Annotated in this window: 15 protein-coding genes; 5 read left to right on the plus strand and 10 right to left on the minus strand. The window is 65.6% G+C overall.

Annotated elements, in window-relative coordinates; all coding sequences use genetic code 11:
* Positions 1-843: 843 nt before the first annotated feature.
* The 4 genes from ACWAUG_RS02955 to ACWAUG_RS02970 form a co-directional block, all read right to left on the minus strand.
* Positions 844-1,746 carry a dihydrodipicolinate synthase family protein gene (locus ACWAUG_RS02955; RefSeq protein WP_460801147.1) on the minus strand — a complete coding sequence of 301 codons (903 nt, stop codon included), beginning with the start codon at positions 1,744-1,746 and terminating at the stop codon, positions 844-846.
* A gap of 259 nt (positions 1,747-2,005) precedes the next feature.
* Complete coding sequence (locus tag ACWAUG_RS02960; RefSeq protein ID WP_460801149.1) at positions 2,006-2,560, minus strand: GNAT family N-acetyltransferase; 555 nt, start codon at positions 2,558-2,560, stop codon at positions 2,006-2,008.
* Between the two features lie 3 nt (positions 2,561-2,563).
* Positions 2,564-2,884: a HigA family addiction module antitoxin gene (locus ACWAUG_RS02965; protein ID WP_460801150.1), complete on the minus strand. Its 321-nt coding sequence runs from the start codon at positions 2,882-2,884 to the stop codon at positions 2,564-2,566.
* Complete coding sequence (locus ACWAUG_RS02970; protein ID WP_460801151.1) at positions 2,859-3,140, minus strand: type II toxin-antitoxin system RelE/ParE family toxin; 282 nt, start codon at positions 3,138-3,140, stop codon at positions 2,859-2,861. The genes ACWAUG_RS02965 and ACWAUG_RS02970 overlap by 26 nt, the downstream gene beginning before the upstream one ends.
* A 179-nt stretch (positions 3,141-3,319) precedes the next feature.
* On the opposite strand from ACWAUG_RS02970, the gene ACWAUG_RS02975 reads away from it, so the two are divergent.
* On the plus strand, positions 3,320-3,556 hold the full coding sequence (locus ACWAUG_RS02975; protein ID WP_460801153.1) for a hypothetical protein: 237 nt from the start codon (positions 3,320-3,322) through the stop codon (positions 3,554-3,556).
* Positions 3,557-3,559: 3 nt separating this feature from the next.
* Positions 3,560-4,099, plus strand: coding sequence for a hypothetical protein (locus ACWAUG_RS02980; RefSeq protein ID WP_460801155.1), 540 nt, complete (start codon positions 3,560-3,562; stop codon positions 4,097-4,099).
* Between the two features lie 169 nt (positions 4,100-4,268).
* On the opposite strand, the gene ychF is transcribed toward ACWAUG_RS02980, so the two are convergent.
* Together ychF and ACWAUG_RS02990 are read right to left on the minus strand one after the other, a co-directional pair.
* The gene (gene ychF / locus ACWAUG_RS02985) at positions 4,269-5,342 is read right to left on the minus strand and encodes a redox-regulated ATPase YchF (protein WP_460801156.1); all 1,074 of its coding nucleotides are present in this window, start codon (positions 5,340-5,342) and stop codon (positions 4,269-4,271) included.
* Positions 5,343-5,390: 48 nt separating this feature from the next.
* On the minus strand, positions 5,391-6,131 hold the full coding sequence (locus tag ACWAUG_RS02990) for a class I SAM-dependent methyltransferase (RefSeq protein ID WP_298037237.1): 741 nt from the start codon (positions 6,129-6,131) through the stop codon (positions 5,391-5,393).
* A gap of 59 nt (positions 6,132-6,190) precedes the next feature.
* Between ACWAUG_RS02990 and ACWAUG_RS02995 the strand changes: the two genes are divergently transcribed.
* Positions 6,191-6,784, plus strand: a complete 594-nt coding sequence (locus ACWAUG_RS02995; protein WP_298037235.1) for a 3'-5' exonuclease — start codon at positions 6,191-6,193, stop codon at positions 6,782-6,784.
* A 69-nt stretch (positions 6,785-6,853) separates the two neighbouring features.
* Positions 6,854-8,122 carry a DNA recombination protein RmuC gene (locus ACWAUG_RS03000; protein WP_298037233.1) on the plus strand — a complete coding sequence of 423 codons (1,269 nt, stop codon included), beginning with the start codon at positions 6,854-6,856 and terminating at the stop codon, positions 8,120-8,122.
* On the opposite strand, the gene ACWAUG_RS03005 is transcribed toward ACWAUG_RS03000, so the two are convergent.
* Entirely contained in the window at positions 8,110-8,403 is a 294-nt protein-coding gene (locus ACWAUG_RS03005; protein ID WP_298037230.1) for a hypothetical protein, read from the minus strand. The genes ACWAUG_RS03000 and ACWAUG_RS03005 overlap by 13 nt on opposite strands.
* 133 nt (positions 8,404-8,536) lie before the next feature.
* Positions 8,537-9,523 carry a class II fructose-bisphosphatase gene (glpX, locus tag ACWAUG_RS03010; RefSeq protein ID WP_298037228.1) on the minus strand — a complete coding sequence of 329 codons (987 nt, stop codon included), beginning with the start codon at positions 9,521-9,523 and terminating at the stop codon, positions 8,537-8,539.
* Positions 9,524-9,710: 187 nt separating this feature from the next.
* Between glpX and fbaA the strand changes: the two genes are divergently transcribed.
* Positions 9,711-10,739, plus strand: coding sequence for a class II fructose-bisphosphate aldolase (fbaA, locus tag ACWAUG_RS03015; protein WP_298037225.1), 1,029 nt, complete (start codon positions 9,711-9,713; stop codon positions 10,737-10,739).
* 80 nt (positions 10,740-10,819) lie between these two features.
* Here fbaA and ACWAUG_RS03020 read toward each other — a convergent pair whose 3' ends face one another.
* A complete protein-coding gene (locus tag ACWAUG_RS03020) occupies positions 10,820-11,911 on the minus strand; it encodes a hypothetical protein (protein WP_460801159.1) in 1,092 nt (363 codons plus the stop codon).
* A gap of 177 nt (positions 11,912-12,088) precedes the next feature.
* Entirely contained in the window at positions 12,089-12,622 is a 534-nt protein-coding gene (locus ACWAUG_RS03025) for a DUF6264 family protein (RefSeq protein ID WP_298037221.1), read from the minus strand.
* Positions 12,623-12,628: the final 6 nt, after the last annotated feature.

Genomic DNA, 12,628 nt, shown 5'->3' on the forward strand with positions numbered 1-12,628 from the left:
CCAGGCACGTCATGGAGCAGCCGGTGTCGACGCCCACGCCCGGTCGCGATGACCGCGCACGACGGGCACCCTGTCGGCCCAGCGGGGCTCGACACTGTGACGACCAGCAACCGCTCTTGACGGTCGACGTGCTCGACATGGACGCCATCGAGGCCGAGCAGAACGTCGCAGCGGGAACACGGATCAGTCGCAGAGCGCGCGGAAGCGCACCCCGAAGTAGGGTGAAGCACATCGAGGTCCTCGGTCGGAATCAGAGAGTTAGCGCTTCTGATCCTCGAGGACCTCGACCCCTACCCGCCGAACCTCACCCGGCGCGCCTCACCCCCCACCGAATGTCCGAAGAGCCGGCAAAGGTAGCGTGGAACACGTCGAGGTCTTTCCGGTGGACAGCGTAGGAACTTCCATCCTGGAAGACCTCGACCCCTATCCGCCAATCGCCGCGCGCACCCCGACTACACCTTCAATTACGAAGAGCCACTTATGAGTCAGACAGATTTTTGAGTCAGCGCACCTTCCGCGAGATCGCGGGTCGAACAACTTGAACCCGCCGCAGAACTGCCCAGCCGAAGCCACTCGCCAGAGACGCTACCGCAACGCGACAACGAGAATCGGCCTCTGCGAGAGCTCCGCAGAGACCGATCAAAGTCCCAGGTCAGCGGGACAAACGCTTAGCACCTGATGGTAAAGCGGAACCTGTCCATCGAACCCAACCGGAGGCCGAGAAGATAAAATCCCTGGTCAGAGACCCTTATTAGACATTAAATCTAAATTCGACCACGTCGCCGCACGTACCAACCTCTGGGTGGATGCCAGCGCTGGGTCGGCTTCGCGTCGATGCCCGTCCTACCGACCAAGGCCGAGCACATCGACGACAGCAGCCACTCGCGCGCGCTCCGCGTCGCGCAGCCCTTGAATCGGCAACGGCAGGCACCGAGGCGGAGCGAGGCCCAGCTGCTCGGCGATGGCTGCAACCACACGCAGACTCCCACCACACTCAGCAAACAGTCCCCACAGAGGTGCGAGGCGGTCCGACGCGGCAACCGCATCCGCGACGCGCCCCTGCTGCGCTGCGCGGGTGATCGCCACGGCAAGGTCCGGCAGCGTGCCGCCGATGACCGAGTACCACGCGTCGCAGCCAGCGTTCAGACCGGTCGCAGCGGACGCGTCACCTGAGATGCCGATGCTGACATGCTCCGGCACGACCGCACGGATCCTAGCGACGTGCTCGCGGGCCTCCGTCGGGTCCGAGGGCACACCTGGGATCTTGATCGAAGCGATTCCCGGAAGTCCGGCGATGCGGGCGTAGAGGTCACTCGTAAACGAGAAGTGAGTGGTGCCCGGATTGTCGTAGACAATCACCGGCATGGTGGTGTGCTCAGAGACGGTGCGGAACAGCTCGAACACATCGTCTTCAGTGAGCGGCTGATAGCTCATCGGCGCAAGCAAGACACCCTTCGCTCCCGCATCCTCGGCGCTGGCCACGTTGGCCATCACCTGCGAGGTGCGCAGCGCCCCGACTCCGACGAAGACCGGCGTCGCGCCCGCGTGCTCGACGGCGAGACGTGCAACGCGAGCGCGCTCCTCGGGGGCAAGGTAGGCGTATGAGCCGGTCGAGCCAAGCGCCGTGATCGAGTCGACCTTCGTATTTGCCAACCGTTCGACGATGCCGACGAACGCCCGTTCGTCGACGACGTCGTCCTTGATCGGGGTGAGTGGGAAAGCGCTCAGACCGGTGAACTCGTGCAATCCTGCTCCTGTTCGGTTTCTCTTGACGGGGCGATCCGCCAGCTTTCAACGTTAAACCCCGCCGCGGGTGGAGTCCAAGCGCGCCGTCTCCCTAACAGAGCACCAGAAGCTAAAGCGCGAAACGAAATTTGACGACGTGGCTACACAACGCCGCTCAGTCGAATTTCAATTGGATGAGCGGCGTTGTTGCACAAGCGAAAGCTAAACATTAAACCGGAACTCCACCGCGTTCCGGCACAGACCAACCTTTCGCGGTCATTCACCACGCGCGACCGCGCAGATCGACTGCGCCGACTGGCCAAGCGGCGACCTCATCCCCGATCGGCAAGATCAACAGAGGCTGCCCAGGCGGGTCGTCGATCGGCCGACCCGATCGATCGATCGAACGCTCCGCAGCAGAGATCCGAATCCAGCCGCAGGACGCGTAGAACGAGACCACTTCCTCGCGGCAACCGAGATAGCCGAAGGCGATGCCACCGGCGGTCTTCATCGACTCCACAGCACTGCCCATGAGTCGTCTCCCGACGCGCCCGCCCCTCACGGCATCCGAGATCAGCACGCCCCCGATGCCGGCTATCTCGACCTCATCGTCGCCGACGGTTACCGTCCGCCTTGCCCAGCCGACATGACCGACGACTTCGCCGTCACTCCGAGCGACGATATGAACGGCGTGAGGCGCATACCCGTGCGGCAGATCGGGGTCCCACTCGCCGAAGTCGTCCAGGTACTCGGCATCGAAGAGCTGGCGCAGTCCCACAAGGTCGCTGGTGGTCAGTTCCTCGTGCACAACGACATTGATCGCAAGCTCTGTCACGCGTTACGCAGCCTGCAGCGGCGTGATCGCCGCGACCTTCTCGCGCAGAGCACGCCGCTCGATTCGCAACTCGTAGTTCGTCTGCAGGTTCATCCAGAACTCCTCGGACGTCCCGAAGTACCGCGCCAGGCGGATCGCTGTGTCGGCGGTGATCCCCCGCTTACCGTGCACGATCTCGTTGATCCGGCGCGGCGGCACGCCAATGGACACCGCGAGCTTGTTCTGCGTGATCCCAAAGCCCTCGATAAAGTCCTCCATCAGGATCTCTCCCGGGTGGATCGGCTCGATCAGATCGGCCTCAGTGGTAGTCGACGAGTTCGACATTGTCCGCACCTCCCTCTCTCCAGACGAAGCAGAGACGCCATTGCGCGTTGACGCGGATGCTGTGCTGCCCTCGTCGGTTGCCGACCAGTTGCTCCAGGCGGTTGCCCGGCGGAATCCGGAGGTCCTCGACATCCTTCGCCGCATGGATCAGCTCGAGCTTCCGCAGAGTCGACCGTTGTACAGCCCGGTCAACGCGCTTGACGTACTGCTCATGCCAGATGCGCTCGGTGTCCTTGCTGCCGAACGATCTGATCACGAGACCAGTCTATAACGGGCACCGTCATTAACGCTAGACGTTAAACCGGAACTCGACCACGTCGCCGCACATACCAACCTCTGCTTGCGCAGCACATAGCGAAGCCTCCTGCTGCCTGCCGCACAAGTGCAGGCAAGCCCTGCTTGCATAGCGTGATGTAGGCAAGCTAGCCTTGCCTCATGGCTACCAACGCAAAAATCCATAGAACCCGCACCGCCCTACTCACCACCCTGATCGCTGGACTCGCACTAGGAGCCTTCAGTCTGATGATCGGAATCGGCTTGCCGGGGTTCATCTTGAGCGTTATCGGCTGGATCGCCTTCTTCGTCGCCGCCGTTTGGCTGATCACGCGGGCCATCAGAAAGCCTGCCAGCGCGACCCAGAGTGCGCCGTGGCGACCAGCCGACCAGAACTGACCCATGAATACCGAAGACACGCAGCTCGGAATGGAGCTATCGCAACTGGTAGTCCGTATCGAGGGCAACGCGGATCACGAAGCGACAGATACCCCACGGGCGGAACGGCTTCTTCGCTCAGTCGGCCACTTCGGAGATCTGGCCCGCGTGAGTTCTGACCTGCAAGCCGAGGCAGCCCGGGCGGCCCACGAGGCCGGAGCGAGCTGGGCCCGGATCGGTACTCACCTGGGCATTTCTCGTCAGGCCGTCCAGCAGCGCTTTGACCCCAGCTACCACAACGGCGAGCCGGAGAATGAAGGAACTAGGACCCTTGGCCCGGTCTCGCGCGCAGAGGAACTCGACCACCTCAACGCAGCCGGAGCGAATGGATGGCTACCAATCCGCTCTCTGCATGGCGAGCACATCATGCACCACCACCACGGTGAGTGGGAGGTGCGACGAGCCTCTGTGCTCACTGCTGGAAAAATGCCTTCAAAGAAGGATGGTTGGGAGCCCATCACGACCCGCTTCCCCGACTGCTTCTACATCCGCAAACGCCAATAGAATCAATCGGAATCACATGACTAAGCGGCTGCCGCCAGTATTGATGACGGTAGCCGCTTCGTTCTCGGAATCCAAGCGAGTCCCTAGATCCTTCCACTTGGAACGAGACGTTGAACCTGAACTGGACCGGACTCGCCACCGACCATAATTCGGCGGCTACCCATCCGTTTTATACATTAAACCGGAACTCCACCACGTCGCCGTCCTGCATGACGTAATCCTTGCCCTCGAGCCGCGCCTTGCCCTTCGAGCGGGCTTCGGCGACCGAGCCGGTCGCGACGAGGTCCTCGAACGAGATGACCTCAGCCTTGATGAAGCCCTTCTCGAAGTCGGTGTGGATGACGCCGGCGGCCTGCGGCGCCTTGGCGCCCTGCGGGATCGTCCAGGCGCGCGACTCCTTGGGGCCGGCAGTGAGGTAGGTCTGCAGGCCGAGCGTTGCGAAGCCGATGCGGGCGAGCTGGTCGAGACCCGACTCGTCCTGGCCGGTGGCTGCGAGCAGCTCGGCGGCGTCCTCGGGGTCGAGGTCGATGAGCTCCGACTCGATCTTCGCGTCGAGGAAGATCGCCTGCGCGGGGGCGACGAGCTCGGCGAGCTCGGCCTTGCGTGCAGCATCCGTCAGCACTGCCTCGTCGACGTTGAAGACGAAGATGACGGGCTTCGAGGTCAGCAGCCCGAGTTCCTTGATGGGCTCGAGGTCGATCTTGCTCGTCGATAGCAGCACGCCGCGCTCGAGAGCATCCTTCGCCTCGTTCGCCGCGACGAGCACCGAGGGGTCGAGCTTCTTGCCGCGGATCTCCTTCTCGAAGCGTGGAATCGCCTTCTCGATGGTCTGCAGGTCGGCGAGCATGAGCTCGGCGTTGATGGTCTCCATGTCGGATGCCGGGTTGACGGCGCCGTCGACGTGAACGACGTCGCCGTCGGCGAATCCGCGCACGACCTGGGCGATGGCATCCGCCTCACGGATGTTCGCGAGGAACTGGTTGCCGAGTCCCTCCCCCTCGCTCGCACCGCGCACGATGCCGGCGATGTCGACGAACGACACCGTCGCGGGCAGGATGCGCTCGCTGCCGAAGATCTCGGCGAGCTTGTTCAGCCGCGGGTCGGGCAAGTTGACGACGCCGACGTTCGGCTCGATCGTCGCGAACGGGTAGTTCGCCGCGAGCACGTCGTTCTTGGTCAGAGCGTTGAAAAGGGTCGACTTGCCGACGTTCGGGAGTCCGACGATACCGATGGTAAGAGCCACGAGAGTCGAGTCTACCGGGCGGATGTCGAGATGCCGGTGCTCGCGCTCTCAGTCCCGGATGGCCCGGAACGCCCGCGCCACATAGGGCAGGTCGATGGATGCTTCGCCCACGACCCCCAGCTCATCGAGCAGGGCGTCCATCTCGGTGTGGATCCGGCGGCGTTCGTCGTCGGATGCGGTGATCAGGTGGCTGCGGGAATCGGCCATCCGGTGCAGCTGGGCGCGTGTCATCGGCCGCGCCCACTCCCACTCCTGGGCCTCGAGCGCACCGAAGGGTGCTGCGATCGTCGGGCCGCCCTCCGCGAGCATGATCTCGGCCGCGCTGGCGTGCATGATCTCCGTCAGCCGTCGCACCCAGTCGACGCGGCTGTCACGGGTGTTCCAGATCAACCCCAGCGTGCCGCCCGAACGCACGACGCGGCCGACCTCGGCCGAGGCCCCAACCGGATCCGCCCAGTGCCACGCCTGCCCGAGCACGACCGCATCGAGGCTCGCAACGGGAAGCGGCAGTCGCTCCGCCGTGCCGTGGAACGTCGGCACGCCCGGCACCGCTTCCCGCAGCGCTGCAAGCATGAGCGCATCCGGGTCGATGGCGATGACCTCGGCCGTCGGGCTCTCGGCGAGCACCCGCGTGAGTTTGCCGGTTCCCGCCCCGACATCAGCGATGCGGTGGGATCCGTGCGGCAGCAGCTCGAGCATCCAGGCGACGGCATCGAACGGATAGTCCGGCCGCGCCGCCTCGTAGTCCGCCGCAACCGCACCGAATGATGTCGCCCTGTCATCGCTCATGTCGCCAGCCTACGGCGAGTCTGACAACGCCCCATAGGTCGCGGAGAGAAGGTGGACGGGTGCCTCTGGATTTCACCGCGATCGACTTCGAGACGGCGAATTCCAGCCCCGCCTCCGCGTGCTCGGTCGGTCTCGTCCGTGTTCGTGATGGCCTCGTCGTCGACACCGAGAGCTGGCTGATCCGCCCTCCCGCCGGGCACGACGACTTCCAGGAATGGAACATCAAGATCCACGGCATCCGTCCTGAGGATGTCGCCGGGGCCGACACCTGGCCCGATCAGTTCGAGCGCCTGTGCGCGTTCGCTGGCACCGACGTGCTGGTCGCCCACAACGCGGGCTTCGACCTCAAGGTGCTGCGCACGGCATCCCAGGTCACCGATCTCGACTGCCCGCCGTACCGCTCGCTGTGCACGCTGCAGGTCGCCCGCAAGGTCTACGACCTCGATTCGTACCGCCTGCCCAAGGCCGCCGCAGCCGCCGGCTTCGCCGAGTTCGCACACCACGATGCGCTCGCCGACGCGCGGGCGTGCGCGCAGATCGCGATCGATGCCGCGCAGCGCACGGCTTCCTCCGATCTCGACTCGCTGGCTCGCGCGATCGGGATCCGGGTGGCGGATGCTCCGGCTCCCGTCGCCCGCGAACACGCCGCCTGAGGACGCTGTTCCACCGGCTTCGGCGGTGGGGCATCCAACAATGTCGGAGGCACCGGGCATCATGGCGATATGGATGCTCCGCTCATCGCTCTGCTCACCGTCATCGCGCTCCTCGTGGGTGTTGCGGTCGGCTGGTTCGCACGCTCGTCGCGCGGATCGGCAGAATCAGCGCGCACCGCGGCGAACCTCGCCCGCACAGAGGCCGAGCTGGCCGCTGCACGCGATGACCGCGATCGGCAGTACGACCTGTATCGCGACGCGGTCGAGCACACGCGCGCCGAGCAGCGCGCCGAGGCGCAGCGCGTGCAGCAGCAGAATGCCGTTCTGACGGCGCTCGCCCCGGTGCGCGAGAGCCTGCAGCAGATACAGAACAAGGTCGCCGCCCTCGAGCACGAGCGGCACGAGCAGTTCGGCTCGCTCGCCGAGCAGCTGCGGCGCGCGCAGGAGTCCGATGAGGCGCTGCGCGCGACGACCGAGTCCCTCGCCGGGGCACTGCGATCCACGTCGACGCGCGGCGTCTGGGGTGAAACCCAGCTACGGCGCGTCGTCGAAGCCGCCGGGCTCACGCGCCACGTCGACTTCGACCTGCAGTCGACCATCTCCTCCGATCAGGGGCAGGGTCGCCCCGACATGGTGATCCGCCTCCCCGGGGCGAAGTCAATCGCCGTCGACGCCAAGGTGCCGCTCGACGCCTACCTCGAGGCGACAGCACTGCAGGGTTCCGATGCGAACGAGTCCGAACGCCGCCGTCACATGCAGAAGCACGTCAAGGCGGTTCGCGCGCACATCGATGCTCTGGCGAAGAAGGCCTACTGGTCGGGCCTCGAGTCCAGTCCCGAGTTCGTCATCTGCTTCCTGCCCAGCGAATCCCTTCTCGCGGCGGCGATCGATGAGGATCCGACGCTTTTGGACTACGCCTTCGGGAAGCGCGTGGCTTTGGCCTCGCCGGTCAACCTCTGGGCCGTGCTCAAGACCGTCGCCTACACGTGGACGCAGCAGGAGGTCTCCACCGAGGCGCGTACGCTGCTGAAGCTCGGCACCCAGCTCTTCGATCGGCTCGGCACTCTCGCTGGCCACGCCGACGACCTGCGCCGGGCGCTCGAGCGCACCGTCGACAGTTACAACAAGTTCGCGGGCTCGCTCGAGAGCCGGGTACTCGTGACGGCCCGACAGTTCCCGGGCATCGATACCTCATCGCTCGAGACCAGCCCCGCCGTGATCACCACCCCGGCACGACGCTTCACCGCCCCAGAGCTGCTCGAGGGAGCTCAATCGGCCGCGATCGCTGCCGAACTCGGAGAAGTGCGCGACCGAATCGACGTGGATCAGGCGCTGTAAGGCACCCAGCTCAGCAGAACGATCACCAGCGCGGATGTTCCGAGGAACGCGCCGATCATCCACCACGAGCTGAGCTCGTGCCCCTCGGCGCGACGCTTGCGGAAGAGCACGTCAGCGCGACGGGCCGGATCGACTTTTGCCGCGGTCACCGTTGGAGCGGCGGTGGACGCCGCACGAGCAGCCTCATCGGCCGGGGTCACTCGAAGGATGCGCCCGGTGTCGGTCGTGATCATCTTCACCGGGGCCGACGTGCTGTCGCCCTGATTCTGCTCAGCGGTCATCTCTCACCCTCCTGGAGGCCGTCATCAGGAATGTCGTTGATGACGAGGAAACCAGGCTCCATTGTGCCAGCAAAGCCTGGCCGTCCCCCGCAGGCCTGTGCAAAACGGGGAGAAAGAGCGGGTAACGATGCCGTTACAGCCACTTCGAGACGAGGTGCTCCGATGCGATGCGACGCAGCGTTCCGGAGGCTCCGCGCAGCACGACCGACTCCGTGTACACGTAGTTGCCCTCGCGGCTGACGCCGTCGACGAGCTGGCCATCGGTGACGCCCGTCGCGACGAAGAGAGTGTTGTCGCCGCGCACGAGATCCTCCGCCTCGTAGACGTGGTCCATCTTCAGCCCGGCGTCGATCCCACGCTGGCGCTCCTCATCGTCGCGCGGCCACAGGCGCCCCTGGATGTGCCCGCCGAGCGCCTTGATCGCGCAGGCGGTGACGATGCCCTCCGGGCTTCCGCCGACTCCCACGCACATGTCGGTGCGCGCATTGTGCCGGGCAGCATTGATGCCGCCTGCGACGTCGCCATCGCTCATGAGGCGGGTGCCGGCGCCGGTCTCGCGGATCTCGGCGATGAGCTTCTCGTGACGCGGGCGGTTCAGCACCGAGACGACGATCTCATCGACGGGCTTGCCCAGCGCCTGCGCCAGACGACGGATGTTCTCGCCGATCGGGAGGCGGATGTCGACGACGCCGACACCGGCGGGGCCCGTGACGAGCTTGTCCATGTAGAAGACGCTCGACGCGTCGAGCATCGTGCCGCGGTCGGAGACCGCGATCACCGACAGCGCGTTCTGGCGGCCGGCGGCGGTCAGCGACGTTCCATCGATCGGGTCGACGGCGATATCGCACTCGGGCCCGCGGCCCGATCCCACGACCTCGCCGTTGAACAGCATGGGCGCGTTGTCTTTCTCGCCCTCGCCGATCACGACTCGTCCCTGGAAGTTGACGGTGCCGAGGAAGGCGCGCATCGCGTCGACCGCAGCCCCATCGGCTGCTTCCTTGTCGCCTCGGCCGATGAACGGCACGGCACGGATCGCCGCGGCCTCGGTCGCACGCACCAACTCGAGTGCGAGGTTTCGATCAGGACGCAGCGGGCTCATATCGGCCGTCAGACTCACCATGTATCCATGGTAAGCACCCGAATCGTTGAAACAGCTGGTGTTTCCGCAAACACTTGCTGAAAGAAGTGGCTTTCTTAACGTCAGTGAAGATCGGGACTCGCAAACGACGCGATACAGCCCCGGCATCCGGTCCGGTCCACCGATAGAGTAAAGCTGTCCCAGGCTTCATCTATCGCAGGAGTTATTCATGCCCGTAGCCACTCCGGATCAGTACGCAGAGATGCTCGACCGCGCGAAGGCCGGTTCCTTCGCGTATCCCGCATTCAACGTCTCCAGCTCGCAGACCATCAACTCCGTCCTCCAGGGCCTGACCGAAGCCGGCTCCGACGGCATCATCCAGGTCACCACGGGCGGCGCCGACTACTTCGCCGGCCACACCGTCAAAGCCCGCGCCACCGGCGCCCTCGCCTTCGCGCGCTACGCCACCGAGGTCGCAAAGAACTACCCGATCACGGTCGCCCTGCACACCGACCACTGCCCGAAGGACGCCCTCGACGGCTTCGTCGAGCCGCTGATCGCCGCTTCGGAAGAAGAGGTCAAGGCAGGTCGCAACCCGATCTTCCAGTCGCACATGTGGGACGGCTCGGCCGTTCCCCTCGCTGAGAACATCGAGATCGCCCAGCAGCTGCTCCCCCGCATGAAGAACATCAACGCGATCCTCGAGGTCGAGATCGGTGTCGTCGGCGGCGAGGAGGACGGCGTCGAGCACAAGGGCTCCAACGACGCCCTGTACACCACCTTCGCCGACGTCGACCAGGCCGTTCAGGCCCTGGGCCTCGGCGAGCAGGGCCGCTACATCGCCGCCCTCACGTTCGGCAACGTCCACGGCGTCTACAAGCCCGGCGGAGTCAAGCTGCGCCCCGAGCTCCTGGGCGAGATCCAGGCCGAGGTCGCCGCGAAGTACAACACCGGCGCCAAGCCCCTCGACCTCGTCTTCCACGGCGGATCCGGATCGAGCGACGAAGAGATCGCCACGGCCGTCGCCAACGGTGTCATCAAGATGAACATCGACACCGACACGCAGTACGCCTACACGCGTGCGATCGCCGACTACATGTTCAAGAACTACGACAGCGTCCTGAAGGTCGATGGCGAGGTCGGCAACAAGAAGGTCTACGACCCGCGCGCCTGGGGCAAGGTCGCCGAGTCCGCGATGGCTGCGCGCATCGTCGAGTCGACCCGCCAGCTCGGCAGCTACGGCCAGTCCCAGAGCTGATCGACGCACCTCTGATAGACGCGAAGACCGCGTCGAGACGCTCTCCGTCTCGGCGCGGTCTTCGCGTTGGCGGGCGAGTATCAGCGTCGGCGTCGACGCACCTCCGCGATGATGAGATCGCCGATCGCATCCGAGATCAACAGAATGCCGAAGAAGCGGCCTGCCCCGGCGCGACGCGAGAGAAGGATGCCGCCGGAGAGCTCGGCGACGCTGAGCGCCGCCGCGATCAACGGCTTGCTCCGAAGAGCAGCGCCGAGGCGCGCGAACGGGCGATCGCGACGAGTCAGCGGGGTCATCTCGCCCAGGCCGCCGACGAGCGTGTCACCGATAGCGCGCGCCCACCCGGTGCGCTCGAACCGCCGCACCGGCAGGTGCGGCTCTTCGAAGGCTCCGGCGATGAGCTCGGCGGGCAGCCCGAAGGCCGCGAGGAACGCCTCCTCACGGGCGCGCAGCCCGACGATGCCGCCGAGCGCCTCCGGTCGGAGCGCGCGATGTGCGGCGTCGACATCGAGCACAGAATGCGCCGCGAGCTCGATGAGCTCCTCCCGGCTGCCATCGCCGTCGCTGAGCAGCGCACGGCAGATGGCCTGCGTCTCCGGCACGGTGATCGCATCGAGATCGAGCACCGGCTCGGTCGCCCGCTGGGCATCCGGCCAGAACAGATGCAGACCGCCCGGGGTCGTGATCTCGAACCAGTCCCCGCCGCCCGCGACGCGATTGAGCTCGATGACGGGCATCTCCGCCGCGGAACCGATCCCCGCGGTCGTGCTCTCCTCCGAAGCGAAGCGCACGAGCGACCAGGCGCCCGACTCCATATGGTCGACCGCGACTCGGTTCAGCTGCGCCAGCATGCGGCCCGCGAACGGCCCCCGGTGGGAGAAGACGGCGATCTGAACGGGGTGCGGCGCGAAGAGATTCTCGTCGATCAGGTCCTGTTCCGGGTCGCTGAGCTCGGCATCCGCTGCACCGAGCGCTTCCTCGATGTCCTCCGCGTCCTCCAGCTCATCATCGCCCTCGACATCGAGCAGGAGCAGGAGCCCCTCCGCACGGAACGCCGCACGCAGTTCACCGACCGTGAGCGTCGTGGCCACAGCATCCGCTTCGGTGAGGGTCAGCACCGTACCGGCATCCGTCACGGGGATTTCGAGAACCGCCTCATCGTCGTCCCACACCGCGTCAGAATCCCTCAGTCCCGCAGGTACGCGCAGGGAACGCAGAATCTCGCGAGCCGCCGCACGGGGATCACCGCCATCGACGCGTTCGACCGAGGCATAGGAAAGATGAACGCCAAAGCTGTTGTCATGCACACGATGACGATATCGGCCCGGCCCCGCACCGAGCTGTGAGCGTCAGACGCCGGTCATCGATTCGAGGTACGACAGGAAGGCCGGATCCCCCATCATCGGCACAGCGATGCAGAACGACACGACGACCCCGGTCGCGAGGGCGCCGACCAGCGGAACCCACCAGGAGATCTTGCCCGTGCGCAAGCGGCGCATCGACAGCACAGCCGTGATCACCCAGCCGATCACCAGCACCGCTGCCGCGATCGTTCCCCACAGCCGCCCCTGGGCGAAGTTCGAGAACTCGCCGTCGACGCCGAGCAGCTGCAGGCTCTCGTTCATGACCGCAGGAAGATCCAGGTAGGACCCGGCCGTCATGAACACGTTCACGACGCCATAAGCGAGCAGGGCGATCGTCAGCAGCCGGTCCCAGGAGCGGGGCTTCGGCGCGGCCTCCTCAGGCGATGCCGTGGCCGCCGGTCGAAGCGCGGCGGGTTCGGCAGGAACAGCTTCGACAGCGTCCAGCGGAGGAAGCCCTGCCAGACGGCGCTGCTCCTCGACGGTCGCATACTCACCGTACTGGGGACGCTGTTCACTCATGCAACC

The sequence above is a fragment of the Microbacterium sp. GXF6406 genome (assembly GCF_054798215.1).

Excerpts from the sequence above, each read along its gene's own strand:
- ACWAUG_RS02965 (WP_460801150.1), bottom strand. The coding sequence starts at position 2,884 with ATGTCGAACTCGTCGACTACCACTGAGGCCGATCTGATCGAGCCGATC.
- ACWAUG_RS02975 (WP_460801153.1), top strand. The coding sequence starts at position 3,320 with ATGGCTACCAACGCAAAAATCCATAGAACCCGCACCGCCCTACTCACC.
- ACWAUG_RS02980 (WP_460801155.1), top strand. The coding sequence starts at position 3,560 with ATGAATACCGAAGACACGCAGCTCGGAATGGAGCTATCGCAACTGGTA.
- ACWAUG_RS02990 (WP_298037237.1), bottom strand. The coding sequence starts at position 6,131 with ATGAGCGATGACAGGGCGACATCATTCGGTGCGGTTGCGGCGGACTAC.
- ACWAUG_RS03000 (WP_298037233.1), top strand. The coding sequence starts at position 6,854 with ATGGATGCTCCGCTCATCGCTCTGCTCACCGTCATCGCGCTCCTCGTG.
- ACWAUG_RS03005 (WP_298037230.1), bottom strand. The coding sequence starts at position 8,403 with ATGACCGCTGAGCAGAATCAGGGCGACAGCACGTCGGCCCCGGTGAAG.
- glpX (WP_298037228.1), bottom strand. The coding sequence starts at position 9,523 with ATGGTGAGTCTGACGGCCGATATGAGCCCGCTGCGTCCTGATCGAAAC.
- fbaA (WP_298037225.1), top strand. The coding sequence starts at position 9,711 with ATGCCCGTAGCCACTCCGGATCAGTACGCAGAGATGCTCGACCGCGCG.
- ACWAUG_RS03025 (WP_298037221.1), bottom strand. The coding sequence starts at position 12,622 with ATGAGTGAACAGCGTCCCCAGTACGGTGAGTATGCGACCGTCGAGGAG.